We start from the raw sequence: 24552 nt of genomic DNA on the forward strand, positions 1-24552 counted from the left end.
CTAAGTAAAGATTAGGAACAAACAGTCAATTTTTCACCCCTCATTAAATAGTTTTGCATCAAAACATTTGACCAGTGATAAGTTGTATTCTATAAACAAGCAGTGTCCCCACGCTTTCCTTCGAGAAGCGACCTAGGGGTGAGCAGCCAATCGGAGTATGTGGTGATAGGCAATGGATATCCGAAATACCGCAGTGCTACCTTCTAGCCAGCCAGACACACTGGTTGCCCGAGCCCAGACTAACCCCTGCCCTGTCTTGGTCCTAGACATGAATGCGAAGTTGCTTGACGCCAACCAAGGCAGTTGGCTCATCATGCAACATTGGGGGGTAAGTGTGGGTGAAACAATACCCGACCCCTGGCGAACGACTGCAATAGCGGCAGGCCAATCAAGTGAAACGCTGGAGCGTCAACTGACCACCGGGATGATCAATATCTCATTATTGTTTCTCCCGGTAGCTGATCAGGCCCTGATTTATATATTCGGCATGGACGTCACTGTTCAAAAGCAGATAGAGCAGAAAGTTGAACTCAACGCCAAGGTGTTTGAGTCTGCAACTGAAGGGATACTAATCATGGACGCCGAGATGCGCGTTATTGATGTGAATCCAGCCTATTCCCGAATTACCGGTTTTAGCCCAGGTGAAATACTGGGCGAAACGGCTGCATTCATCAATACCGAAGAGCAAGCACCCGAACTCCTACGACAACTCAACGAAGCGCTGGCACGGGAAGATGCATGGCAAGGTGAGCTCTGGGGGACGCGAAAAGACGGGTCTCGCTTCGCCGAGTCGTTGTCAATTTCCGTCATTAAAAACGCTGAGGAAGAAACAACTCATTTTACAGCGGTAATCACTGACATTACGTTACAGAAAGAAGCCGAAAAACAACTGGTTCATATGGCGCATTTCGACATGCTAACGGGTTTACCCAATCGTCGTTTGTTCCACGACCGCCTCCAACAGGCAATATTGTCGGCAAACCGCAGCGGAGAGTGTATCGCTGTCATGTTGATTGATTTGGATGGTTTTAAGCTGGTAAATGATCACCTTGGGCATATTGCAGGTGATGAAATGCTGCAATTAATGGCCCACCGCATAGCTAGCGTAATGCGCGTCAGCGACACAGTTGCTCGTATGGGCGGCGACGAATTTCTAGTACTACTTCGCCATCTCAATAAAATCGACAGTGCGGAAGTAATAGCGGAACATATTCTTAAAACAATATCCGCACCGGTATTTTTTCACGACCAGGAGATCTTCCTCACTGCCAGTATTGGAATTTCTGCCTACTCTAATGACCAAGACAGTGACACTCTACTTCGCCTGCTGGACAGTGTTCTGTATGAAGCCAAACAGGATGGTAAGAACGGGTACAAGCTTGTCAGCTCGGCCACAACAGAAATGGCAACCGGTCGGCTGACATTCCAGGCAAAACTAAGAAGGGCCTTGGAAGACGGCGAGATAAAAGCTTACTACCAGGGCATATTAGACACCAATACAAATACACTGAACGGACTCGAAGTGCTCGCACGCTGGGAGTCCCCGGTTGAGGGAATAATCAGCCCTGAAATTTTCATTCCTGTTGCTGAGGAGTCAGGAATGATACGGCAATTGGGAGAGTATATCCTCAGAACGGCCTGCCGGCAGGGTGCCCAGTGGCTCGCCCAAGGCATTGATACTGGAATCATGAGTGTCAATGTTTCGGCTTATCAGTTGCATGACCGGTCATTTGTCTCCCTGGTCAAGAAAATACTCTCAGAAACTGGTTTTCCTGCCGAACGTCTAGACTTGGAATTGAGCGAAGCGCTCTGGGTTGAAGGGCGGGAGACGGTCACCGATGCACTGAGACGGTTGAGAGCCATGGGCATCCGAGTGTCTATAGATGACTTTGGCACAAAATATGCGTCGTTGTCTTACCTCAAGCACCTGCCAGTTGACCGAATAAAAATCGATAAAAGTTTTGTAGATGACATCCCAGATAGTGACATCACCTGCGCCATTGTCGCATCCATCATGAACTTGGCACGGGCTATTAAATTAGAGGTCGTGGCCGAAGGCATTGAAAACGAGGAACAACTAAAATTTTTAATAGATAACGGCTGCAGGTACATACAAGGTTACCTCTACTATAAACCCTTACCGGCAGAGGGCATTGAAGAGAAAATAAAAAATCGTGCTTTTTCCTTGGAGAGCACAACCGGGAGTACCTCATTATGAAAGGAGAATTGACGTTCAATGTTACATCAAATTGGAGTGAAATTGATCACATCAATATTCGTACACGGGATTTTTTGAGCGATACATCATTGTCAAAAGGAGAAGTGGATACATTTACCATGGTAATAACCGAGCTCATGGAAAATGCTATCAAATACGGCCAGGATGACGCATATATCGAGGTAGCGGTAACCATAACCGGCACCGATATTCAAATTCGGGTCGATAATCAAATTGACCATAATCAAATCCCCAGCTTAAAGCGACTGGATCACACCCTGCAATGGATTCGCGGCATTCATGATCCGTATCAAGCGTTTTTGGAGCGCATCCGGCAGATAGCCCGGGAGCCTTTAAGCGACAGTAAAAGTTGTTTGGGACTGGTGCGCATTGCCTATGAGGGGCGCGCTATTATCGATTTTATTCTTGAAGAAAACAGGTTGAGCGTTTCGGCTATAGCCATTCTCAACTCCTCCAAAAAAACCGCTGAAACCAGCGAGGACGCTTGAAATGACGCATTCAGTCGAAGTATTCAGTGACGGCACCTTAAAAATTGACAAGCAAACTTCAGACGATGAAGTAATATTGAACCTTTCCGGAAAGAGTATCATTCGGGATTCGATGGACACCTTATTGCCAATTTTCAAGGCATCGCTGGAAGAGGCCGTTTCCGCAGATAAACGACTTGTACTGGACTTTCGACCCGTGTCTTACATGAATTCGTCATCGTTTGCGCCGGTTATCAAGGTGCTTGAAAAGGCACGCACCGGCAAAGCACACCTTGCCGTGCTCTACAACGGTAATGAAAAATGGCAGGAAACATCCTTTTCCGCCATGACAATTTTCAAAACAGTCGACGGACGTATATCAATAGATGGTGAAAGTGATGACGTTAGACACTGAGAGCCACGAGACCGTTGAACCAGTGGCAGACATTCCAGCAGATATGTCAGGCGAACTGTTCCTTAAAGAGCAGGCAATTCCGGTACGTCTGCTGTTCGCGTCGAAATATTCGTTAACTGTTATAGCGCTGCCCGCCAAGCCGGAAATCGCCATTGGTCGTTATGATGCGCTAACTATATGTTTGTCAGAGGAAGACCGGGTGGAAACCGGAAACTGCCAGGTTTATCAGCACCACACATCCGACGGGGTTGAACTTAGGTTGGTTTCTCTGAAAGGAATAGTGGACTTTGAGAAACTGCTTTTTAAAAAACGCGTCGATCTGCTGGATAACGCCGGGCGCAATCTACCGCTGGTGCTAGGCTACAAAAAGAATCTGGATCCACTATTCAAAGAGTATGCGTCAGACCTGTCGTATGACCTCAGCGTGTATCAGAATCTTTTTGATCGTTTGGATGAAGAGTACATGCATGAGCCCTCAGCTGTCATGGAAATCATACAGCAGGGGATTATCGAGAGCATGGGGCCAGAACTCACTGCTTGTCTGGACACCTATGTCAGACATTTACCAGAAGCCATCTCCAACCTATCCAGCGATCAGTACGGGCACCACGGGTACTATCTGCGAAAGCAGATCTGGGGCGCATTACTCTCCGCCCCAGTTATATCCAGAACCAATCTCAAACCTCGCGGCTACGTCGGCGACTCCGAGATGATGCAGATGTGCTATCGCCATGGCTACGAAGGCGCATCCACCTTTGGCAAACTCATGCACTTCTACTCGGTTGACGCCCCGGCAGCTCAAGCTGTGCGTAACCGACGAAAACTGGTGCCACAGCTGGCCCGCGAAATGGTGGACCGGTTATCAGACTCAGTGAGTGGACGCATTAAACTGCTATCAGTTGCTTGTGGTCCGGCTATGGAGCTCAACGATCTGTTTGCAACAGCAGCCGACTGCCAACGTTTGCATTGCTCTCTGCTGGACCAGGATCAGCTCGCGTTGATGGAAGCTGCGGCCACAGTGAAAGCTATTGAGACGCGATTCGATCAACCCGTATCAGTGGACATGATCCAGGAATCGGTACGCACCCTGCTAGCAACCAGGGTACTGAAATCCCGTTGGGGGGATTTTCATTTCATCTATTCCATGGGCCTATTCGACTACCTCACGCCACCAGTCGCAGCAGCAGTACTCAAGAAGCTTTACGCCTTGTTGTTGCCAGGCGGTGAAATGGTAATCGGCAACTTTCATGTTAACAACCCGACCCGTTATTACATGGACTACTGGATGGACTGGCCACTTTACTATCGCACTGAAGAAGACTTTCTTGCCCTCACTGAAGGGCTCAAAGGCATGGACGCCTGGATAGATTATGATGACACCGGCATTCAGATGTTGCTAAGAATAAGGAAAACTGACCATTGAGTTTAAAAAGACGTAAAGATGATACCGAGGTATCCGAGGCAGTCGTTCGCAATGACTTCGACCTCTACCAGACCGACCTGGTACATAAATGGTTGCGCACCGTCACCCTGCTGGCGTTCTGTCTGGTGCCGCTATTTTTCTTACTCGACATGATCATGTTGCCTGCAGCCCTGATTCCACAATTTGCGGTATATCGCAGTGTGTCAACGGCACTGGCTCTGGGACAATATCTAATCATTCGTAATACCAAAGCCAGTCACTTTTCCTACCTGCATGGCTACTTTGCTTCGTTGCAAGTGGGGGCGGTAATCGCAATGATGACAGTGGCGCTCGGTGGGTTCAATCATGGGTATTACGCTGGCCTTATGCTTGTTATTATCGGTGTTAGCCTGCTTCTACCCTGGCGTGGCAAACACACGGCTATCAATGCCGCCGTGATTGTAGCCATGTATCTAGGCTTTAACTTCCGTTGGAGCCAATCGTTCGACCCTGCATTACTAGCCAATAATCTATTTTTTCTGGTTAGTGCAGGAATCATTGCCGTGGCTATTAACGAACTGCGCTACCGCCTGATCGCCAATGAATTCTCTCTTCTCGTTAAGCTAAAGCAGGCCCGGGATTCGCTGTGGGGGGAAATGGAACTGGCAAAGGACATCCAGATGTCTCTGCTACCCAAACAACTGTGTATTCCCGGCTATGACATCGCGGCCAGTATGGCACCAGCGCTGGAAGTGGGCGGCGACTACTACGAGGTGGTGGAAACATCCTCCGGTGCACGCTATGTCGCCATTGGCGATGTCGCCGGACACGGACTCAGTGCCGGCCTTATCATGATGATGGTTCAGACCAGTTTGCAGACTGTGCTGAAAACAGATCCGGACTGCAGCCCAGAACATGCCCTGGAAACTATCAACGGCGCCCTTCGGGAGAACGTCTCTCGCATGGATTCCGACCATTATATGACTATGTCAATTCTGAAACTGGGCGCAGATACTATCGATGTGGCGGGCCACCATCAGGACATCATAGTTTACCGCGCGGCCACTCGTAGCGTTGAAGTGATACCCACCTCAGGTACCTGGCTGGGCATAATTGACAGTTTAAAGGGACTGCAAACGCCACTGCGGATCAGCATCAACAAAGACGATATAATTTTGCTGTTTACCGATGGCCTGACCGAGGCTACTAACACACAGGGAGAGATGTTCGGACAGGATCAGCTAGAGCATCTTTTCGCTCGATATGTCACTCATGGGCCAACTTTATTGGCCGAACGTATTCAAACTCACGTTCACGCATATCAGAACGACCAAAACGACGATATGACTCTCCTGATCTTATGCAAGACTGATGAAGATTCCAGCCTAACGGAAAATAGTAACCAGGTTTTTGAGTCGGATTACCAACTGGAGAAAGCCTGATGCCGCAACGCAAACACAAACGCACCAAATTCATCTATCGCCTGAGAGCGCATGTGTCCGGAAAGAACAAAACGTTTATTGGTCAACTGGTAAATGTAAACCCGGAAGGCATGATGCTTATCGTTCATGAACCCCAGCCCCTGAATACCCTTTTGCACTTGCAGGTAGAGTTGCCTCAGAACGTCATGGGAGAGGGCAGCGTGAATTTTGAGGCTGTCGTTCGCTGGTGTGAGCCCGGCCAGACGAAAGGCGATTACGGTATCGGCGTTTACTTAGAACACGTTCCGGAGACGTCACGGGTATTGATAGAGAAACTCATGACTCGGTTTCAAGAGATGAATTCGGAAGACGAACCCGACCCCAATGTGAGGAACCGACCTACTGATCCGTTGTTTTTCGATAGGAAGTGAACAGTAATTTTCAACCCTGCGTCGTGTCCTAATCAGTTCATTCTTCAATTTCCCGATTCGCCGGTTTCATGGAAGTGATCGATGCCTATATTGGCGGCGAGCGGATATCGATGTGCTGACCATTGAAACCCCGGGCTACCCAAAAGCATCTCGGCGGACCCTATTTCCAGGCTACCCTGCCTAAGTAACCCGGTAGGTCACTACCCCGCTTAAACGTCGAACGCCTCGCGGGTCAGGTTACGGTGGCCGGTTGCGGTCACCAGCACATTGTCTTCAATCCGAATGCCGCCGTAAGGTTTCAGCTGTTCGATCAGATCCAAATCCAGCCCATGCAGTGGCTCGGCTTCGATCAGTTTGTTCAGCAACATCGGAATAAAATACAAACCAGGCTCAATGGTAATCACCATGCCTTCTTCCAGAGTGCGGGTTAACCGCAGGAAAGGGTTATCCGGGTCGCTACGTACTTCACCTTCGGGGCTTTGCTGATGCCCGGCCACGTCGTGAACGTGCAGCCCCAGTAAATGACCCAATCCATGCGGGTAGAACGCCTGGGGAATTTTCTTGCTCAGTTGTTCTTCGACGCCGAGACTGCAAATCTTGTGGTCAAGCAATAGCTGCGCAACACCGGCCTGGGTTTTGCGATGCAGGTCGGTCATTTTCACGCCGGGTTTGATGGCGGCGTTGATGTCCTGTTGCAGTGCGTCGACACCTGCCAGCAGGTCGGCGAAACGACCGGTATCTGTGGTGTGCGTACGGGTAATATCACTGGCATAACCATTCACCTTGGCACCGGCATCGATCAATAGCGTTCGGTGCTGCGACGGCGTCTCAAAGGAGCGCCGTTCATAATGTAAAGTTGCTGCCGATTCATTCAGCGCGATAATGCCGCTGTAGGGTTCTGTACTCTCAAGCTGACCACTAGCTGCCAAATAATCCCGATACACACCGGCTTCAGACTGACCTCCCAAAAACGCATCACGTGCCGCCCGGTGCCCGCGTACAGCGCACACATTCGCCTCAGCCAGGCAATCGACTTCAAACTCGGTTTTATAGGCCCGGTCATACGCCAATATGGATTTCAGAGCGGTTGGGTTTAGCTCGACTGACTTAGCGTGCTGTTCAAGAGCCGGATGCTCCGGACCAATCCAGGCAGTGCGCCCGGTCAGTGCTGGCAGCCAATCGTCCAGGCTTTCAGCCGGTTGCAGATGCCACATGCCGGTCCAGTCGCCACTCGGCTCGGTCGGCGAGATATGCCAGAAATCCTGACGGGCGGGCCACAGCAGGCGCGGCTTCTCGCCGGGCTTGAAGATGATGAAGGTGTCCGGCAAGACATCGTACGGTAGCCATTGCTGAGCATAGGCACGGGGCGTGTAGGGGTAGGCCCGGTCGTCTTCGGCGACAATAACCAGGCTGCCTGCACTGATCACCACCTGGTCGAAACCAGTTTGCGACAGGGCGCGTTCAAAACGTTCCATCAGAGTGGCCAGATGGCGGCTGTAGCGTTGTGTGTTCATGGTATCTCCCGAGGCTCGCTGGCCATTGAGCTGGAGTAAGGCACTTTTCTGCCAGTTATCTTCCGGAGCTCGGGTTTTGCCCCGGGCTTTTCAGGTATGGTACACAGATCATGTGCGTCGTACACCGAAACAGGCAGCAGCGTTCCAGCGACCTGCCCGTTTTATGCGATATAGTGCGGGCCCGCTAACCCAAACCGGCCAGGATTGTTGTATGCCCGTAAACCCCGCCTTTCTTATTCTGATCCTGACGTTATTGCTGGGTTTGCAACCGTTTACCACTGATTTATATCTGCCAGCGCTGCCGTTTATTACGGCATCATTTGAGACCACTGTTGCCCACTCCCAGCTCACTTTATCAGCCATGCTACTGGCCTTTGGTGCATCACAACTGATTTGGGGACCGGTTTCTGACCGCTATGGCCGACGGCCAGTATTGCTGGTTGGGCTGGCACTGTACGCGCTGTCGGCTGTGGGGGCCGCCTTCGCCCCGGCGATGTCCTGGTTAATCGGCTGGCGTATCGTGCAGGGCATTGCCATGGGGGCAGCCGTGATGTGCGCCAGGGCGCTGGTACGTGACCTGTTTGATGATCCGGTTCAGGCGGCTCGCATGCTCAGTCGGGGTCTGTCGGGCCTAGGCATTCTGGCCTGCATTTCAGCGCCGCTGGGTGCCTTGCTGACGGCGTTTTACGGCTGGCAGTTCACCTTTGTGTTTCTGGCGCTGTTCAGTTTTGCCGTCTTGTCGCTGATTGCCCTGCGACTGGATGAAACGCTTCGTGAACCCCGCACACAGTCACTGCGGCCCAGCCGTCTGCTGCGTACCTGGCGCGGGATTCTGACGCATCACACCTTCTGGTCGTATGCGCTATTACAGGCAGCTACCTATGGAGGTCTCTTTGTGTTTCTCGCCTCCTCTTCGTTTGTGTTTATCGAATACTTGGGTCTGTCGGCGACCCACTACGGCATTATTATGTTCTTTATGTCGGTGTCTTACATTGCTGGCACGCTGCTGTGCCGCCGCCTTCTGTTGCGTATCAGCATTCAGCGCACAGTCGTGGTGGGAGGTGCCTGTGCACTGATTGGCAGCTCGATGATGATACTGTTAGTTGTGCTAGGTTATGAGTCGCTCTGGGCGTTGTTGCTGCCTTTTTATCTGTTCATGGTGGGTCATGGCATCAATCAGCCCTGCGCTCAGAGTGGTGTTATGGGCCCCTTTCCACATGCAGCGGGAGCGGCCTCGGCACTGAGCAGTCTGGTTATGGTTATCGTCTCGTTTCTGGTCGGATTGTGGCTGGGCCAGGCCATGGACGGATCACCGCTGCCGATGGCATTGGGAATCTGGTTTTGTGGCGTTGCCGTGGCCGTCTTTGGCTGGGGCTTCGCCGCGCGGATTCGCCGAACAGCGATCGTGTAACCAGAAGGCCTCTACGTCTTACGCAAGAATCACACAAGGATCAAATCTGCGGGATTTCTTCCTCGCCAAATTCCAGATACCGGCTTGCCCAGGCCGCCAGGGTCGCCGCTACATAGTCGGAATCGGCCCGCTTTGACAGTAGATGGTCGGCGTTATCGAGTGACACGAAACTCTTTGGATGCATGGCCGCCTGATAAAGCTCGGCGGCTTCGCTGACGGGTACTACCGCATCGACCGGCGAATGAAAGATCAGCAGCGGTTTACGCAGGCTAGCCACGAGATTGCGCGACGACCAGTCTTCAAGGTCTGCCAGCAATTGCGCCCGAATGTTGAAGTGCCGCCCGCCAATATCAACTTCAGCCTGGCCATATAGAGTGATATCGCAGTGCTGATCTGCAAAGAGATGCTGTACATGCGCCGGGGTTGAGGGGGCGGCAATGGTGACCACTGCCTCTATAGACTCCAGCCGGGAGGCCGCCACCAACGCGGCTGCACCGCCCAGGCTGTGGCCAATCAGCAGTTTCGGCGCCTGGTATTGTTTACCCAGAAAGTCGGCAGCATCGATCAGATCTTCGACGTTGGAGGTGAAATTGGTATTGCCGAAGTCACCGTCACTGCCGCCCAAACCCGTGAAATCGAAGCGAAAGACCGCAATGCCCTGTCCGGCCAGTTCACTGGCTATTCGGGTAGCGGCCACGACATCCTTGCCACAGGTGAAGCAGTGCGCAAACAGCGCCATTACCCGAATTGGCCCTGAATCCGGCTGTTCCAGAGAGCCCGTCAGGGTGTGCCCATCCCGGTTAGTGAACTCTACTTTGCTGCGCGACATGGTCACTCCCGTATTGAAGATTGGAAAATGAAAACACCCTACCACATTCGCCGCCGACTGCGGCCATTCGCGCCCACCCGGTTAAAATTTGTTACGCTGACAGTTCAAGCGGAAAACGAAAAACAGAGGACCATGAATGAGCAATAATCTGATGAACCTGGGTTTGATCACACTGGCAGCGGTGGGGTTGCTGATTGTTCTGGCGCTGGCGGCAGGCCTGGTGACCGTCGCCATTCTTTACCTGATCGACCGTAACCAGAGCAAGCACAGCATTCGCCGCAATTATCCGGTCATTGGTCGGTTTCGTTATTTCTTTGAGTACATGGGTGAGTTCTTCCGACAGTATTTTTTCGCTATGGATCGCGAAGAATTGCCGTTTAATCGGGCTGAGCGCAGTTGGGTTTATCGAGCCGCCAAAGACCTTGACAATACCACTGCCTTCGGCTCCACCCGCTCACTGGATCCGACCGGTACAGTGATGTTCATGAACTCGGCCTTTCCCACCCTGAGCGATACGGCGACCCACTGGCAACCCAAACGCCTTGGGCCGCATTGCCGCCACCCCTATGAACCCCAATCCTTCTTCAATATTTCAGGCATGAGCTTTGGCGCCTTGTCAAAACCCGCCGTTCAAGCATTGTCCAAAGGTGCAAAAACGGCCGGGTGCTGGATGAACACTGGCGAGGGGGGCTTGTCGCCGTTTCACCTTGAAGGTGGCTGCGACCTGGTGTTTCAGCTGGGAACCGCGAAATACGGAGCCCGGGATCTGGCTGGCGAACTCAGTGACGACAAGCTGCAAGCCCTGGCCGCTCACGATCAGATTCGGATGTTTGAAATCAAACTGAGCCAGGGAGCCAAGCCTGGCAAGGGTGGCATTCTGCCTGGCGATAAAGTCACCGAGCAAATAGCCAGAATTCGGGGCATACCCGTGGGTCATGATTCAATCAGTCCGAACCGGCATTTGGACATTACCTCCAATGACGATTTGCTGGCGATGATTCACCGGATTCGTGAAGTCACCGGCAAGCCCGTCGGCTTCAAATGTGTGCTGGGAGATACCGACTGGCTGGTGGACCTGTTTGAACTGATCCGACAGCGTGGCGCTGAATGCGCACCGGACTTTATCACCCTCGACAGTGCCGACGGCGGTACCGGTGCCGCGCCGCAGCCCCTGATGGATTACGTGGGGTTGCCGATCAAGGAGAGCCTGCCGTGGCTGGTTGACCAGCTCATCGCCAGTGGCCTGCGCGATCGCATCCGGATCGTCGCTTCAGGCAAACTGATGGTACCGAGTAAAGTAGCCTGGGCGCTGGCAACCGGGGCGGACTACGTTGTGTCGGCACGGGGGTTCATGTTCTCGCTGGGCTGCATTCAGGCGTTGCAATGCAACAGAAACACCTGCCCAACGGGAGTAACGACTCACGACCCCCAATTGCAGCGCGGCCTGGTCCCGGCGGATAAAGCAGCTCGAGTCGCGCATTATCACCATCAAATGGTCTATTTTTTGGAGATGATCGCCCATTCCTGTGGCGTTCCCGGCCCTTCAGATTTGGAACGCAAACACGTGCGCATGGTTACCGACAGTGGTTTGTCGGCGCCACTGGACCATTTTTACCAGAACCGAATACCCCTCCATACAGTCAGGTAACCGCCAGAGAAGCAATAGCACCGGCACCGAACAACAGTTCGGACAGACACCCTGTCAAGTTATCAGGCGATGGAGAAAGTGGGTGTGGATCTGTCCAGCCTGATACTGAGGGAAAAACTGGAAATGATGTTCTGTGAAGACTCACTCACCGGCTTAAAGAACCGGCGCTACTTCAACGAACTGTTTGCCCATGAGCCAGCCATTGCCCTGCGCCTCGTGGCCGATACAATGCGGTCACGCTTTCCCGAAACCGTTTTCTCAATGATTATGCACGCAGCCAGGCCGACCCTCGTTTACTGTTGATATGAAGGGGAGTCACCCTCTCATATAGGGTGAGTCAGCGCTGCACTGGCCGGGCGCGCTGCACGTAAAGTGACCTCGCTTTTTAAGTCAGGGAGTCTCGTTTTCACTACCGGAACGAAGCCGAAAGGTCCCTTCGCCAAACGCAATCAGGGTGCCTTCATCATCGAACACCTCGCCGCTCGACATAAAGGTTTTGCGACCGCCGCCGCGCAGGCGGCCAATCACGGTCAGCGTTCCTTCGCGTGCCGGGCTGACGAAGGTCGTTGTCATCGACAGGGTAACGGCTTTGCGCACTTCGCTGGGGTCGGGGCTGTATAGCCCGGCAAAGCTCATCGCCGTGTCCAGCAACGAGGCCAGGACCCCGCCGTGCACATAATCGCTGCGGTTCAGGTGATGCTCCGTCAGCGGCAACTCTATGGTGACCTGCTCCGGTTGTTGCTCCCTGACCACCCAACCCAGCAAGGCCTGGTAACCGGAATACGTTTGCTGTTGCTTCATGCATCACCCTCGTTATTGGCCAGATCCCGCAGCCGGCCTTTCAGAATTTTACCCGTCGCCGTCGCCGGTAGCTGCTCCATGATATGGATCTTGCCGGGGCGTTTGTAGGGCGCCAGCTTGTCATGTACAAATTCATGCAGAGTCTGCTCAGTCACCATTGCGCCCGGATCGCACTGAACATAGGCGATCACTTCTTCATTGCCCGCCACCTGGCGCCCGACCACCGCCGACATGATGACCGCTGGATGCCGGTTAAGCACGGCCTCTATGTCCGGTGGATAGATATTGAACCCGGATCGGATGATCAGTTCCTTGCTGCGACTGACAATGTACAGCTGGCCCTGTTCGTTTACCCGGGCAATGTCGCCGGTATTCAGCCAACCCTCTGACGTCAGGCAAGCGGCGGTAGCCTCTGGCTGACGATAATACCCGAGCATCACATTCGGGCCGCGCACCCAGAGTTCCCCCGGGGTGGTTTCCTGTGCAGCATCCTCTTGTCTGGCACTGTCAGCCATCGGTTGCAGCCGATATTCCAGCAGGGGCAACACCTTGCCAACGGTAGTGTCTGCTGGCTGTTCATCGATGCGGGTCTGGCTGATGGTCGGGCTGGCTTCGGTGAGGCCGTAACCATTGTGCAGCGTTAATTTGAACACAGCTTCAACGCGCTGCTTGGTTTCCAGATCAAGCGGCGAACCGCCAGCCGAGATATAGACCAGCGAATCTGTATTCAGTGGGCGCTGAGCGGTACGCAGATGCTCCAGTGTTTTGGCGTACATGGCTGGCACGCCCTGCAGTACGGTAACCGCTTCGTGCTCCAGCGCTTCAAGCAGGGCATCCGGGGTGAACCTCGGTACCGTGTACAAACAAGCGCCGTTGTAGAGTGAGCCCATACATACTGACGATAAACCAAACACATGCGACATCGGCAAAACGCCGTAGACGCGTTGGCCTTCGGTGAGGTGTCGCATGCCACCGGAGATGGAGGCGATGTAGAGAATACCGCGATGGCTGAGCATTACCCCCTTGGGTCGACCGGTGGTGCCCGACGTATAAATCAGAGCGGCCAGCTGACGATGCCCTTCGGCGTAAACGGGGTCGGGCTCTGCCTCATGCAGAGCGCTGATCATCAGTTCGCCAAGACTGTTGTGCGTGTAAGGTTCCGCATTATGACGCCTGGCGTGTTGTGCAGCTTCTGCGGAAACGCCCGATGTGTAGAAAACCCGCCGGGGTTCACAGTCGGCAGCAATGGCATCCACTTCGCGGGCCGATAAACGGGGGTTAACAATGGCCAGACTGGCATCCATTTCAGTAGTAGCGAGCAGCAAGACCACCAGCGCCCGGGAGTTCTCACTGACAGCCATGACACGATCACCCGGGCGAATGCCCTGCTCTGCCAACCAGCCGGTTGCCGCTGTGATCTGTGCCGACAGATCCCGATAGCTCCAACGTACTGCCCCGTCGATCAACGCTGGCTGGTCGGGAAAGCGCCGGGCATTGTCGTGAATTCGGGTACTGAGTCGATCCGGTAATTCCGCCACCAACTCACTGGCCCGGCGGCCGAAAATCAGTTCATCGGGTGCCTGGCGGGGTGTCGTCCAACCCATCAGTTGGCATCCCGCACCATGTTCCGGGCGATCACTAGTTGCTGTATCTGACTGGTGCCTTCGTAGATGCGAAACAGGCGGACGTCCCGGTAGAACCGTTCTACCGCGTATTCGGCCATATAGCCGGCACCACCGTGAATCTGCACGGCGCGATCAGCCACCCGGCCGACCATTTCCGAACAGAACAGCTTACTGCAGGAGGCCAGGGTGGACACATTTTCGCCGGCGTCTTTGCGTCTCGCGCCATCAAGCACCATGCACTGGGCCGCGTAGGTTTCGGTTTTGCAGTCGGCCAACATGGCCTGCACCAACTGCTGGTCTGAAAGTGGTACGCCAAACTGCTTTCGTTCCATGGCGTAACGCAGAGACTCCTCGATCAGCCGGGTCGCGACGCCGACGCAGACGGCCGATATGTGCAGTCGCCCCCGGTCGAGTACTTTCATGGCCGTTTTGAACCCCTGCCCCTCTTTCAGGCCAATAATATTGGCCGCCGGAACCCGGCAATCTTCAAAAATAATGTCGCAGGTATGGGAACCTTTTTGCCCCATTTTTTTATCGATCGCACCGCGCGACAGCCCCGGTGTATTGGCTTCAACAATAAAGGCCGATATACCACCGGCGCCCTTATTTGCAGGGTCGGTTCGGGCCATTACGGTGAACAGGTCGGCTTCCGGTCCGTTGGTGATGTACCGCTTGGTGCCGTTCAGCACATAGTGATCACCATCGAGTATGGCGGTGGTCTTCAAGCTGGCGGCGTCGGAGCCGGAGTCGGGCTCGGTCAGGCAGAAGGCACTGATGATCTCGCCAGTAGCCATGCGTGGCACATACTGTTCTTTCTGCTGGTCGGTACCGTCAATCAGAATACCCTGGGCGCCAATGCCATTGTTAGTGCCGAAAATGGAGCGGAACGCGGGGGAGGTCTGGCCGATTTCCATGGCGATCAGCACTTCTTCTTCCATGGTCATGCCCAGACCACCATAGGCCTCGGGAATCGCCAGGCCAAACAGTCCAATGTCTTTCATTTCCTGCAGAATATCGGCGGGCACCTGATCTGTCTCGGCCAATACCGTTTCATTGGGTATCAGACGCTCGCGCACAAACTTTTTCAGTGTGCCCAGTATCTGGTCCAGTGTTTCCTGATCTCTGATCATGATCGCTATGCTCCGCCGACTTGGTTTTTGTTATTCCGCCATGCGGTATCTTCTTCCGCATATATTGCGTCGAACTTTTACATAGCCTAGGATGGCAGTCAATCATTAGACTCCAGTTTTTCTCAACGGCACCAAAACCCGTTCTGACCAGCGAATAAAAACAATGAATAGAGGAAACACCTGTATGTCGAGCCAAAGCCCCACCTCTGCCCAGGCGCCCCTTTCGTTCAAGCGTATGGGCATTGTCGGAACCGGCGCCATGGGTCGGGGCATCGCGCAGATCGCCGCCGAAGCCGGGCTTGAAGTGAAGCTTTATGACCAGAACCCCGACGCAACAGAGGCCGCCATCGACTTTGTTGCCGGGCTCTGGGAGAAGAAAGTCAGTAAAAACAAACTAACGGAAAACGACCAGACCAGATTACTGGCCAGTCTGATCCCCGGCTCCGACCTGGCTGATCTGGCTGATTGCGACGTCATCGTCGAAGCCATTGTCGAAAAAGTTGAGGTAAAACAACGTCTGTTTGTAGAGCTTGAAAACCTGATTTCTGAGAACGCCATACTGGCGACGAACACGTCTTCGCTGTCGGTAACAGACATTGCGTCGGGCTGCGCCCGGCCGGAACAGATTATCGGTTTCCACTTTTTCAACCCAGTGCCGCTGATGAAAATTGTGGAGGTTATACCTGGCGTAAAAACAGCACCAGCGGTGGTCGAGCGCATGACTCAGCTGGGGCAACAGCTTGGTCACTTCACAGCCCTGACAACAGATACACCGGGGTTTCTGGTGAACCATGCCGGCCGGGCCTTTGGCACCGAGGCATTGCGTATTCTGACCGAGGGCACTGCCAGCTGTGCCGATATCGATCGGATCATGACCGACCAGGGCGGGTTCAAAATGGGCCCCTTTACCCTGATGGATCTGACCGGCCTTGATGTCTCCAGCGCTGTGATGGAATCCATCTATCACCAGTACTATCAGGAGCCACGCTACCGTCCTGCTCAGTTGATCCAGACACGGGTCAGCGCCGGGCTGCTTGGTCGCAAGACCAAAGCGGGCTTTTATGAATACCGGGATGGCCAGCAAATCATGCCGGAAGAGCAACCGGTTGAGCGCACAGCGCCCTGCCCGGTCTGGATCAGCCCGGAAGATGAAGCCAGCCATGCGGTGCTGACCGAACTGGTTGAATCGGCCAACTGGCCACTGGCAAGCTCAGCCGATGAACCGAATGCCCTGTGCCTGGTCACCCCCTGGGGCGAAGACATCGCCGGGTGCGCATTGCGCCAGGGCCTGCCACCGGCTCGCACGCTGGGTATCGACATGCTCGCGGGCCTTGAAAAACGCCGCAGCATAATGACCAGCCCGGCCACTGAAACTGACTTTATTAAGGCCGCCCTGACTCTGTTCAGTGAGGATGGCACGGCCGTGACGCGCCTGAAAGACAGCCAGGGCTTTGTGTTGCAACGCATCATCGCCTGTATCGTCAATATCGGCTGTGATATCGCCCAACAGGGCATCGCCAAACCTGACACCATTAACCGTGCCGTAGAGCTGGGTCTGGGCTATCCAAAAGGCCCGCTGGCCCTGGGCGATCACTATGGGCCAGCCAGAATTCTGGAGATCCTGAACAACCTGCAGAGCACCAGCGGAGACCCGCGCTACCGCCCCAGCCCCTGGCTGCGTCGCCGGGCGTTACTGGGTTTGCCCCTCACCGCCGAAGAACTCTGATTGCCAACCCGACCGAGGTACTCCATGCAAGACGCCTATATTTACGACGGAATCCGCACGCCCTTTGGTCGCTTTGGTGGCCAACTGGCCGGGGTGCGACCGGATGATCTGCTTAGCCTGGCGATCCGCACCCTGGTGGAACGCAACCCGTTCACGCCAGAGCATTTTGAAGATGTGGTGGCCGGCTGCACCAATCAGGCCGGTGAAGACTCACGCAACGTAGCCCGCCATGCTGGGCTGCTATCGGGCCTGCCGGTATCGGTCGCCGGGCAAACCGTGAACCGGCTCTGCGGCAGCGGCCTCGCGGCGGTAATGGATGTATCCCGTGCTATTCGCTGCGAGGAAGGCGGCCTGTACATCGCCGGTGGCGTCGAAAGCATGAGCCGCGCACCCTATGTACTGGCCAAGGCCGAAAGCCCTTACGCGCGTAACCAGGCGATGTTTGACACCGTCATTGGTGCTCGTTTCGCCAACCCGCGCATCCAGGAACAGTTTGGCAGCCACAGCATGCCGGAAACGGCAGATAACATTGCCGCTGACATGAATCTGCCCCGCGACCAGGCAGATGCCTTTGCCGCACGCTCTCAGGGGCTCTACCAGCAGGCACTGGATAGAGGGTTCTATACCGGTGAAATGCTTGAAGTCGAGGTACCCCAGGGCCGCAAACAGCCCCCGCTCAAGGTCACGGCAGACGAACATCCACGTCCGGAAAGCACCGCTGAAAAACTGGCAAAACTGCCGCCGTTGTTCAACGATGGCGTCGTTACCGCTGGCAATGCATCCGGCATCAACGACGGTGCGGCGGCACTGATTCTTGGCAGCGAGAAAGCTGGTCAGGACGCCGGTATCAAACCCCGGGGGCGAATCGTCAGTTGTGCAGTCGCCGGTGTTGAACCGAGAGTCATGGGTTTAGGCCCGGTACCCGCTTCACGCAAGGCCCTGGCGCTGGCCGGTCTGTCACTGAAGGATATCGACGTCATCGAAATCAACGAAGCCTTCGCGGTTCAAGTTATGGGCTGCGCACAGCAATTGGGCCTGGCCTTTGACGATGCACGTCTGAATGCCAACGGCGGTGCTATTGCCATTGGCCACCCGCTCGGGGCTTCCGGTGCACGGCTTGCGTTAACGGCCTTGCGCCAATTGGAAGCACAGCAAACACGATACGCACTGGTAACGATGTGCATAGGTGTCGGCCAGGGCATAGCGGTCATCATCGAACGCTGCCGCTAATGTCTCCGAAACGTTGTTTGGGGAGGCAATGGACCGCAACGGTCACCGGGCGCACCCCTGTGGGGTCGGCGTAGATCCATCCATGGAGCCTAGGCCGCAGCATCCATGCTGCGGACTACCCCACAGGGGTGCGCCCGGTAACCGTCGCTCGTCAATTCAGCGAACTCCAAAACTTAAATTTAAAACTATAGAGTGATGCCTTCACATGCATGACGATCAACCCGAAGAAAAAGATCGCAATTTTGTCACTGCCCTGGCCCGCGGGCTTGAATTACTGCGTGCCTTTGAAGCGGGTGAAACCTATCTGGGTAACGGTGAGCTTTCCAAACGCACCGGCATCCCCAAACCCAGTGTGTCTCGCCTCACTTACACACTCACCCAACTGGGTTATCTGAAATTCAATAGTCATCTTGAAAAATACCAGCTCGGCCCGGGTGTACTGGCGCTGGGGTATCGGTTTTTTGCCAGTCATGGCATTCGTCAGCTGGCTCGGCCCTATATGCAGGAGCTGGCCAACTCGACGGACTGTGCCATTGCGTTAGGCGACGTCGACCGCAATGCCATTACCTACGTGGAAGTGTGCCAGGGAACAGGCCCGCTGGTGATGCGCCTGGAGGCTGGTTCGCGCTTGCCTGTGGTGAGCACGGCCATTGGCCGGGCCTGGTTGTGTGGCATCAGTGAGCAAAAGCGCGCGGCTTTTCTGGAGCAGCTTAAAACGGCTGATCCGAAACAATGGCAAGCTGCTCAAGGTGTCATTAAAAAAAGCCTGGGTGATTATCAGCGTTACGGCTTTGTGTTTTCCGAAGGCGACTGGGAACGCGAAATCAGCGCCGTCGCGGTGCCGTTAATTCTGGAAGGTGGCTCTGAGGTCATGGCCATAAATTGCGGAGGTGCGTCATTGCGACTGACGCATAAAATTCTGGTGGAAAAACTGGGGCCGCGATTGAAGCGACTGGCCACCACCATTCAGGATGAATTGAAACACGGTTAGTCGAACAGGGAGCCTCCAAGTGGGAGGCTACCTGTTCGGTGCTATTGAATGGCCAACTGTCTGCCATGGCACCAACGCGCCAAGCCAAGCGCAGGCAGTAGAAAAATGGCTGATATCATTAACAGTTGCAGATGCGTCAGCGGAATCAATTCACCGCCACCGGGTAAGGCCAGTGCAAGCCCCGCTAGTAGGATCAGCCCTCTGATAACCGTCTCCTGAACAAATCCGTATCCCAGTCGACCAATCCCGATCATGTAGCCCTGCATCGCTGATGCAAAGAAAATGATTCCCACCACTGCCTGCACAAAGACGATGGCTATTTCCAGCGGCCCTCCTTGCATGATAAGCGCCGGGTTCAATACAAAGAGAAAGGGAATGAAGTAAATAACACTGCCCAGCTTCATCGCCTGCAGTCCGGTTTCCATGGGTCGAGCACCGGCGATCGTTGCGGCTGCAAAGGCACCCAGTGCGACCGGTGGTGTGATAAAGCTCAGCATGCCCCAATAGAGGATGAACAGGTGCACCGCCATGGGGTCCAGGCCAGCGCCACGCGTCAGTGCCGGGGCCAGCGCTACCGCCAGAAATATATAGGCGGCGGTAACCGTCATGCCGATGCCCAGCACGAAACTGGTCAACGCCCCCATTAACAACAGCAACAACACACTGCCGCCGGCTAGAAAGATAAAGTCATTTGCGATGGTGCCGGACAAACCGGTGATTGAAAGTGCACCGACCAGTAAGCCGACGCCAACCAGAATAGCCGTCAGTTCAGCAAACAACTTGGCCGAATCCGTCAGCGCCATATAGGCCTGTTTCCACCCCCAGCGATGCTTTTTCGAAAACTGGTTCAGCACCAGTAGCAAGGCTGTCGCATAGAAAGGTGCTACGGCTTCGCGTTGCATGACCAGCAGCATCCAGACCAGCAGGGCAAAAACAAAAATGAAATACCAGCCTTCTTTCAGGGTGGCCTTCAACGTCGGTAGCTCTTCTTTTGGCAGGCCTTCAAGGCCATTTCGAGCTGAATAGGCATCGATCTGAATGAAGAGCCCCAAAAAATACAGTGCAGAGGGAATGATGGCAGCCACCACCACCGCCGAATAGGGCACGTTCAAAAACATCGCCATCACAAAGGCCGTTGCGCCCATCACCGGTGGCATCAGCACGCCGCCGGTAGACGCACAGGCCTCGACACCCCCGGCGAAGGAACGTTTTATGCCGATGCGCCGCATCGCCGGTATGGTCATAACGCCGGTGGTCAACACGTTGCTGATCACACTGCCACTCATTGAGCCCATCAGGCCACTGGAAAAAATGGACACTTTGGCAGGGCCCCCGCGAACGTGACCCAGCAAGGAAAAGGCGAGGTTAATAAAGAACTCTCCACCACCGGTTTTCTGCAGCACCACGCCAAACACCAGGAACCCGATCACCAGACCGGCGAAGGCCTGGAGCGGAATCCCCATGACACTCTCGGTGCTCATGGTGTGATACATGGCCGTGTGCTCAAGCGAACTGGAGAAGGCCTGAATGGGCCCGGGCATGATGTCCGCAACCAGTGGGTAAAGTGAAAAGGTCGCAGCAATCATTGCGATCGGCCAGCCGCCCGCGCGGCGAGCCGCTTCAAGAATCAGCACCCAGAACAGATAGCTGAAATAGATAGCCAGATCAGGTGCCGCAAACGCCCAGCCTCGCTCCAGAATAGGCTCGGCATGGATCACAAAGTAGGCGACGGTAATCAGCGTTAAACCACTCAACCCGTAGTCATACCAGGGAACCGGTTTTGATGACAGCGATGCTGAGGCCGGCCAGAGCAAAAACACCAGGGGCAGCAGCAGTGCCACTACCGAGTAATAAAACTGGGTTTCCAGGCTGGAGACAAACAGGAACCAGCCAAAGTTAAACAGGTAGTCGAGCGTCATCAGCAACAATAAGCTGGTAACGGCGGCTGGCAACCAGACCAGGGGCCGGGGCAGTTGTCGAATACGAGTTGTCTTTTCCGGGTCTGGTTTTTCCGGATCTGGCTCGACAGTGTTGGCCGGATCAGCCTGTGCATTGGTTATCATAACAGTTACCAGTAAAATAGAGAGTGCGAGCCAGCAATACATCAAGCGAGTCCTGAACAGGCCACTGTGTGTGCACTATTCAGGCACTCGCTTGCTGGTCGTCAGGCCTTGCTGTTATTCGAATACCAGGTCCATATCCGCTGCGTTCAACGCTTCGGCCCGTGCCTGCATCCAGGCCTGGGTAAAGGCATCGTTATCGCTCGGGGCATTGTCGATAAAATCGTCCCAGGCATTCAGAATCAGGTTTTGCCGACGCACCAGATAATCCTGATGGGCTTGCAGGTCGTCGTTCCAGACACCCTCTTCTTTGTAGTAACGAACCACACCTTCATGGAAAGGAATCACCCACTTCAAATTCTGGTTCTCCAGTGCATAACCATTGGCGCCCGGTGCCGAATCTTTGTAGGCATCATACTTCTCCTGCATCGCTTTGATTAGGCTGTAAGCCACATCATCATTCAGCGTCTCATTGCCAATGATGATCGGGTACGGATAGCTGGCACTCGGAACCGGGTTATCTGCGCTGATGCCACCGGCACCCGCTGTCACCTGATGAGGCTGAAAGTAAGGTGCAACCCTGCTCATCCGTTCCCAGCCTTCGGCGTCGTTCGGATCCAGCACCGGCCAGCTGATACCGCGAGGACTGCTTGCCAACTGCTGGGCAGGCGGAGTTACCGAGGTGGTGAAAGAGGCGTCAACATTACCCGCAATAATCCCGTCAAAGGAGCGTGCATAGCCTGGAAAGTCTACCCGTTCTACGTCGTCCCAGGTCAGTCCGCCAAACGCAAGGTAGGCTTCGGTGCCTTTGTTCAGAGCATCGTCACCGCGAATATACGCCACCCGCTTGCCTCTCAGGTCAGCCGGTGTTTCAACGCCAAGGTCACCCGCGACAGCAACGGACAAACCAAACGACGCCTTGGACGTGGTGATCAGACGAATTGGCTGGGGACCCCAGTCGCGATCGGCAAACATCAGCACCCCTTCGGCGCCGTAATAACTGGCAATACCACAGGCACACAGATCAACCCGACCGGTCTTCAGTGGTGTCATGCGCGAGACATCGTTATCGCCGGGGAGAATGCGAACGGCGGTTCCGTACTGGGACTGGAGCATGTTGCCAATCGCCACGACCTGGGCATAACCACTGGAATTGGTGCCATAGGCCGTCCAGGCCATGGTAGAGGGTAATTCAACTTCGGATGCCATGCTGGCAGACGCACCAAATAACAGTGGCAAGCTGGCAACAGCAAGGCGTATAGCGAAACGTCTCATAGTTCTCTCCTGGAGGTTTCTTGTTTTTGTTTTGCTGTGCGGAATTATCTTTCGCATGCAAGGTTATCCTAGACTCCGGTCATTCCCCCTGTCAATGCCTGGCCCACTTTGAGCTGGAATGAGCGTGTTCCGCTGTGCGGTCAGGATTTTTGTTGTTATTGACTATTGAAGCCTGGCTCACCACCCTAAGCTTTCGACATACTGCGCACAGTGCGCCATGAGGGTTCCAAATGGGTCAGACCGTTATCTTAAACCGCCAGGGCAACACCGCCCTGATCGAAATCGACAACCCGCCGGTCAACGCTCTGTCACAGTCGGTAAGGGCTGGCCTAATTGAGGCACTGGACCAGGCTGAGGCAGACCCGGCCATTGAGATGATTGCCTTGCTCGGTAAGGGCAAGGTGTTCATTGCCGGGGCAGACATCAAAGAGTTTGGCAAACCACCCCAGTCCCCTATTCTGCCGGATGTTATTTCACGTCTGGAAAACAGTCCCAAACCGGTGATCGCCATTCTGCATGGTGTGGCGCTGGGTGGCGGGTTGGAAGTGGCGTTGGGCTGTCATTACCGGGTGGCGTTTAACGACATCCGGCTGGGTCTGCCAGAGGTTAAACTCGGTTTATTACCGGGCGCCGGTGGCACTCAACGGCTACCGCGCCTTACCGGACTGGCGACAGCCGCCGAGTGGATTACCAAGGGTATTGCCGTCGATGCCGCCACCGCACTGGCCGAAGGCCTCATCGACGAAGTTACCGACGCCGAGTCTGGCGAAGCGGTGGCGACAGCGATCACACGGCGCTGGAAATCGGATGACCTCAGGCTGCGTAAAACCGGTGAACTGCCCAACCCCGCTTCCAATGCACCTGCGCTCGAAGCCATTCGTCAGCAATTGGAAAAACAGCACCCGAACCTGTACTCACCCTATCGCATACTGGAGGCGTTGCAAGCCAGTTGCACCCTACCTCTGGTCGAGGGTCTTCGCTTCGAACGGGACCTGTTTTTTCAGTGCATGGATTCGCCACAACGTGCCGGACTGATCCATCACTTCTTTGCCAGCAAAGCCATTGGCAAGGTGCCGGGTGGTGAAGCTGAGATAAAGCTGATCCGCCTGGTGCTGTCGGGTGAGCATTCAATTTTCAACGCTCTGGCCCATCACCCGTTAGCTCTAAGATCATCCTCATCGAACCCAGGCATCGAAGTGCATATCCGGAAAGCGGCTGATGCCAAAGAGCCAACGACAGTTGTGGTAAAGGTGGTGAATGCCAACACTGATCTTACAGACACAACAGAGGCTTTCACCCTGTTGAGCATTCCAGACTCGTCAATGCTTGAACTGATCGATCATCACCAACAGCCAGAGGTTCAACAGGCGCTGATGAACGTTCTGAAGACAGGGGGCTTCACCGTGATTCCCAGTAAAGAGCGAAGCCTTTACGATACGCTGTGCGCCAGCCAAGTGAACGCAGACAACCCCCGGAAAGCACTGGAAAATGCCGCCTTATCTGCGGCAGAAGCCGGGCTCTGTTATCGCCCGGCGGATATTGATGTTTTAGCCATTGAAACGCTGGCTTACCCACAGCATCTGGGCGGGCCACATTACCAGGCTACTTTGTCGAAATAGCCAGGTCACTCACGCGCCAAACGCCTCACGCGTCAGGTTGCGGTGACCGGTCGCGGTCACCAGCACGTTGTCTTCGATCCGGATGCCGCCATATAGTTTCAGTGTTTCGATCAGCTCCAAATTCAGTCCATGCTGCGGCTCGGCCTGGATCAGTTCGTTCAACAGGATTGGGATAAAATACAGCCCGGGTTCAATGGTAATCACCATGCCCTCTTCCAGGGTTCGGGTCAGTCGCAGGAAGGGGTTTGCCGGGTCGTTACCTTCCGAGGTGGTCGCTGACTATGCAGTAATTCGTGCCGCCCTTGATCATGTAACTCG

At 54.5% G+C, this 24552-nt stretch carries 21 protein-coding genes; 13 read left to right on the forward strand and 8 right to left on the reverse strand.

All coding sequences use genetic code 11. From position 1 onward, the window contains the following. The first annotated feature begins 268 nt into the window (after window positions 1-268). Genes WEB54_RS06920 through WEB54_RS06945 form a run of 6 tightly spaced genes read left to right on the forward strand, consistent with a single transcriptional unit; the run spans window position 269 to window position 6375 of the window. The gene (locus tag WEB54_RS06920) at window positions 269-2218 is read left to right on the forward strand and encodes a putative bifunctional diguanylate cyclase/phosphodiesterase (RefSeq protein ID WP_368054462.1); all 1950 of its coding nucleotides are present in this window, start codon (window positions 269-271) and stop codon (window positions 2216-2218) included. After that, window positions 2215-2727 (forward strand): hypothetical protein, encoded by a 513-nt coding sequence (locus tag WEB54_RS06925; protein WP_368054464.1) that lies wholly within the window; start codon window positions 2215-2217, stop codon window positions 2725-2727. Before WEB54_RS06920 ends, WEB54_RS06925 begins: the two co-directional genes overlap by 4 nt. 1 nt (window position 2728) lies before the next feature. After that, window positions 2729-3121, forward strand: a complete 393-nt coding sequence (locus WEB54_RS06930; RefSeq protein ID WP_368054466.1) for a hypothetical protein — start codon at window positions 2729-2731, stop codon at window positions 3119-3121. After that, window positions 3105-4544: a hypothetical protein gene (locus WEB54_RS06935; protein ID WP_368054468.1), complete on the forward strand. Its 1440-nt coding sequence runs from the start codon at window positions 3105-3107 to the stop codon at window positions 4542-4544. Before WEB54_RS06930 ends, WEB54_RS06935 begins: the two co-directional genes overlap by 17 nt. Further along, window positions 4541-5965: a PP2C family protein-serine/threonine phosphatase gene (locus WEB54_RS06940; protein WP_368054470.1), complete on the forward strand. Its 1425-nt coding sequence runs from the start codon at window positions 4541-4543 to the stop codon at window positions 5963-5965. Before WEB54_RS06935 ends, WEB54_RS06940 begins: the two co-directional genes overlap by 4 nt. Then, on the forward strand, window positions 5965-6375 hold the full coding sequence (locus WEB54_RS06945) for a PilZ domain-containing protein (protein WP_368054472.1): 411 nt from the start codon (window positions 5965-5967) through the stop codon (window positions 6373-6375). Before WEB54_RS06940 ends, WEB54_RS06945 begins: the two co-directional genes overlap by 1 nt. Before the next feature lie 209 nt (window positions 6376-6584). Here WEB54_RS06945 and pepQ read toward each other — a convergent pair whose 3' ends face one another. Continuing rightward, the gene (pepQ, locus tag WEB54_RS06950) at window positions 6585-7889 is read right to left on the reverse strand and encodes a Xaa-Pro dipeptidase (RefSeq protein ID WP_368054474.1); all 1305 of its coding nucleotides are present in this window, start codon (window positions 7887-7889) and stop codon (window positions 6585-6587) included. Between the two features lie 211 nt (window positions 7890-8100). Here pepQ and WEB54_RS06955 point away from each other — a divergent pair, with 211 nt between their 5' ends. Then, a complete protein-coding gene (locus WEB54_RS06955) occupies window positions 8101-9300 on the forward strand; it encodes a multidrug effflux MFS transporter (RefSeq protein ID WP_368054476.1) in 1200 nt (399 codons plus the stop codon). A gap of 40 nt (window positions 9301-9340) precedes the next feature. On the opposite strand, the gene WEB54_RS06960 is transcribed toward WEB54_RS06955, so the two are convergent. Next, window positions 9341-10129 (reverse strand): alpha/beta hydrolase family protein, encoded by a 789-nt coding sequence (locus WEB54_RS06960; protein WP_368054478.1) that lies wholly within the window; start codon window positions 10127-10129, stop codon window positions 9341-9343. Between the two features lie 136 nt (window positions 10130-10265). Between WEB54_RS06960 and WEB54_RS06965 the strand changes: the two genes are divergently transcribed. Both WEB54_RS06965 and WEB54_RS06970 read left to right on the forward strand, forming a co-directional pair. Beyond that, window positions 10266-11777 carry an FMN-binding glutamate synthase family protein gene (locus WEB54_RS06965; protein WP_368054480.1) on the forward strand — a complete coding sequence of 504 codons (1512 nt, stop codon included), beginning with the start codon at window positions 10266-10268 and terminating at the stop codon, window positions 11775-11777. An 84-nt stretch (window positions 11778-11861) separates the two neighbouring features. Next, window positions 11862-12080: a hypothetical protein gene (locus WEB54_RS06970; RefSeq protein ID WP_368054482.1), complete on the forward strand. Its 219-nt coding sequence runs from the start codon at window positions 11862-11864 to the stop codon at window positions 12078-12080. An 87-nt stretch (window positions 12081-12167) separates the two neighbouring features. On the opposite strand, the gene WEB54_RS06975 is transcribed toward WEB54_RS06970, so the two are convergent. The 3 genes from WEB54_RS06975 to WEB54_RS06985 are packed head-to-tail and all read right to left on the reverse strand — an operon-like array spanning window position 12168 to window position 15333. After that, window positions 12168-12578 (reverse strand): PaaI family thioesterase, encoded by a 411-nt coding sequence (locus tag WEB54_RS06975; RefSeq protein WP_368054484.1) that lies wholly within the window; start codon window positions 12576-12578, stop codon window positions 12168-12170. Further along, on the reverse strand, window positions 12575-14182 hold the full coding sequence (locus tag WEB54_RS06980; protein ID WP_368054486.1) for a class I adenylate-forming enzyme family protein: 1608 nt from the start codon (window positions 14180-14182) through the stop codon (window positions 12575-12577). Before WEB54_RS06980 ends, WEB54_RS06975 begins: the two co-directional genes overlap by 4 nt. Further along, window positions 14182-15333, reverse strand: coding sequence for an acyl-CoA dehydrogenase family protein (locus tag WEB54_RS06985; RefSeq protein ID WP_368054488.1), 1152 nt, complete (start codon window positions 15331-15333; stop codon window positions 14182-14184). Before WEB54_RS06985 ends, WEB54_RS06980 begins: the two co-directional genes overlap by 1 nt. A gap of 184 nt (window positions 15334-15517) precedes the next feature. Between WEB54_RS06985 and WEB54_RS06990 the strand changes: the two genes are divergently transcribed. The 3 genes from WEB54_RS06990 to WEB54_RS07000 all read left to right on the forward strand — a co-directional run bounded on the left by WEB54_RS06990 (window position 15518) and on the right by WEB54_RS07000 (window position 19280). Continuing rightward, on the forward strand, window positions 15518-17059 hold the full coding sequence (locus WEB54_RS06990) for a 3-hydroxyacyl-CoA dehydrogenase (protein WP_368054490.1): 1542 nt from the start codon (window positions 15518-15520) through the stop codon (window positions 17057-17059). A gap of 24 nt (window positions 17060-17083) precedes the next feature. After that, window positions 17084-18289, forward strand: a complete 1206-nt coding sequence (locus WEB54_RS06995; RefSeq protein WP_368054492.1) for a 3-oxoadipyl-CoA thiolase — start codon at window positions 17084-17086, stop codon at window positions 18287-18289. A 205-nt stretch (window positions 18290-18494) separates the two neighbouring features. After that, the gene (locus WEB54_RS07000; RefSeq protein WP_368053828.1) at window positions 18495-19280 is read left to right on the forward strand and encodes an IclR family transcriptional regulator; all 786 of its coding nucleotides are present in this window, start codon (window positions 18495-18497) and stop codon (window positions 19278-19280) included. Window positions 19281-19321: 41 nt separating this feature from the next. Here WEB54_RS07000 and WEB54_RS07005 read toward each other — a convergent pair whose 3' ends face one another. Then, window positions 19322-21343 carry a TRAP transporter permease gene (locus WEB54_RS07005; RefSeq protein ID WP_368054494.1) on the reverse strand — a complete coding sequence of 674 codons (2022 nt, stop codon included), beginning with the start codon at window positions 21341-21343 and terminating at the stop codon, window positions 19322-19324. 114 nt (window positions 21344-21457) lie between these two features. Beyond that, window positions 21458-22615 carry a TAXI family TRAP transporter solute-binding subunit gene (locus tag WEB54_RS07010; protein ID WP_368053832.1) on the reverse strand — a complete coding sequence of 386 codons (1158 nt, stop codon included), beginning with the start codon at window positions 22613-22615 and terminating at the stop codon, window positions 21458-21460. A gap of 230 nt (window positions 22616-22845) precedes the next feature. Between WEB54_RS07010 and WEB54_RS07015 the strand changes: the two genes are divergently transcribed. Next, the gene (locus tag WEB54_RS07015; protein ID WP_368054496.1) at window positions 22846-24234 is read left to right on the forward strand and encodes an enoyl-CoA hydratase/isomerase family protein; all 1389 of its coding nucleotides are present in this window, start codon (window positions 22846-22848) and stop codon (window positions 24232-24234) included. Between the two features lie 9 nt (window positions 24235-24243). Here WEB54_RS07015 and WEB54_RS07020 read toward each other — a convergent pair whose 3' ends face one another. Beyond that, complete coding sequence (locus WEB54_RS07020; protein ID WP_368053838.1) at window positions 24244-24471, reverse strand: M24 family metallopeptidase; 228 nt, start codon at window positions 24469-24471, stop codon at window positions 24244-24246. Between the last annotated feature and the right edge of the window lie 81 nt (window positions 24472-24552).

Origin of the sequence: Saccharospirillum sp. (assembly GCF_040881935.1) — a bacterium.
GTDB lineage: Bacteria > Pseudomonadota > Gammaproteobacteria > Pseudomonadales > Natronospirillaceae > Saccharospirillum.